The 1,859-nt window shown below is 69.6% G+C and carries 1 protein-coding gene and 1 pseudogene; one reads left to right on the forward strand and one right to left on the reverse strand.

Annotated features, from left to right (window positions below; all coding sequences use genetic code 11):
• A pseudogene (locus B056_RS36025) lies at positions 1 to 735 on the reverse strand (tyrosine-type recombinase/integrase); the annotation flags it as partial.
• A 614-nt stretch (positions 736 to 1,349) separates the two neighbouring features.
• Between B056_RS36025 and B056_RS39390 the strand changes: the two are divergent.
• On the forward strand, positions 1,350 to 1,859 hold a 510-nt coding region (locus B056_RS39390; RefSeq protein ID WP_230202930.1), incomplete at its 3' end, for a winged helix-turn-helix transcriptional regulator.

Raw genomic sequence — 1,859 nt, forward strand, 5'->3', positions numbered from 1 at the left:
GAACGCCGGGCCGGTGGTGAGGTCGGCGGCGGTGGTCCAGGCGCGCCAGGCGCGGACCGGGCAGGTCGGTAGGTGGGAGCCGTAGGGCAGGCCGACCAGGGCGCCGGCGCCTTCCTGGTCGGTTTTCGACCGGCGGATGTGCAGGCGCAGGCCGTGGTCGTCCTCGGGGAGGTCGGTGACGTCGAGGGCGACGAGTTCGCTGCGGCGCAGGGCGCCGGCGTAGGCGATGAGCAGCAGCGCCCGGTCGCGCAGGTCGGCCAGCCGGGGGGCGGGGCCGGTGAGCTCCATGGTGTCGATCATGGCGCGGATGTCGCGGGTGCGCGCGGCGGTGACCTGGGCGGGGGCGACGGTGTAGGTGCGGCGGATGCCGTCCCAGACGGCGGTGACCTCGGGGGCGCGGGTGGGGGGCGGGTCGAGGCCGGCGGCGAGGTGGGCGACCGAGATCGCGGCCAGGCGCCGGCCCAGGGTGGACACCGCGAGGGTGCCGGGGGTGGTGCGGGGGCCGGCGTGGTCGGCGAGGTAGGCGGCGATGGTGGTGGGAGCGGCGGGCAGCGGGGTCAGGCCTTCGCGGTCGCACCAGGCGCGGAAGTGGCGCCAGTCGGCGTCATAGGCCCGCCAGGTCGAGGCCGCCTTGCCGGCGCGGACGAGACCGTCGAGCGTGTCGGCGAGCCGCGCTGGTACCCCCGCCGCCGGTGGGGCGGTGACGAGTGCAAGTTCCCTTCCGCCAGCTTCCACCAGATCCGGATCAGCCGCTGGATCCGCTGTCAGATCTGGATCTGTGATAGGAGCGGGAAGCAACGGCACCACGACCACCCGGTCAGTAACGCCATCCGACCTTGGTTCGTGATCCGAACCAGGATCGGCTAGCACATCCTGACCTTGATCAGGAATAGAGTCGATCTCGACACCAGAGGCCGGAGCCGGAGGGACTGTTGGATGTGTGCCGTCCACGGACCTCGAACCTCCCTGTTGCGCTCCCGGTCTGACTTCCGAGAAGGGAAGGTTATCGGAAGTCAGGACAGAACGGAGGCATAACCCACCAGTAGCTTTGCCCACCAGACCAGCTCCAGGATCGACTGTTTATCTGGATCAACGATCCAGTACCGAACTCCGCCAAGCTTGCCAGCCAGCATGAGCTTCGTGATCGATGATGAGATCGTGAGAGGAGACTAGGATGCTCCACAGAGCTGGTGCGGGATTCGCACTGACCCCCAAAGAAGGATGTGACGATGGCCAGCGACCTCCAAGCTGATCCCGATGTCCCCGCGACATCCGAGGAGGGTGTGGAGTCACTCAGGCACACGCTGTCCGTACCAGGAGAGGGAACCGACCTCCCAACCAATTCTGAGGTGGCTGGGACATCCGAGGATGATCTGGGCTCAGACCAGCCCACGCTATCCGTACCAGGAGAGGAAACCAGTCTCCAGGTCGATCCGGAGGTCACTGAGACATCCGATGAGAGCTCGGAGGTCGGGGAGGATTCGGAGACCGTCGAGCCCGCGCTACCCGCGCCGGAAGCGGATCAGCCACCGGTAGGGGATCTGCGGGCCGGCCTCGCGCTCCTCGCCCGCACCCGGACCCTCGAACTGCTCGCCACGCTCGGCGCCGAGGACACCCCGGTGCGCTACCGGACCCTCGCCACCCAGCTCGGCACCACCATGCTGGCCACCCGCCTGCGGGAGCTCACCGCCGCCGGCCTGGTCCTGCGCCACGTCGACACCGGCCCACCCATCGAGGTCAGCTACGCCCTCAGCCCCACCGCCGCCCCCCTCACCGGCCCGGTGCGCGAACTGCTGGCCTGGGCAGGGACGTACACACCGCCCCGGCAGGCGCCGCACCGGCCCGAGCCGGGCGACGAG

Origin of the sequence: Parafrankia discariae (assembly GCF_000373365.1) — a bacterium.
Taxonomy (GTDB): Bacteria; Actinomycetota; Actinomycetes; order Frankiales; family Frankiaceae; genus Parafrankia; species Parafrankia discariae.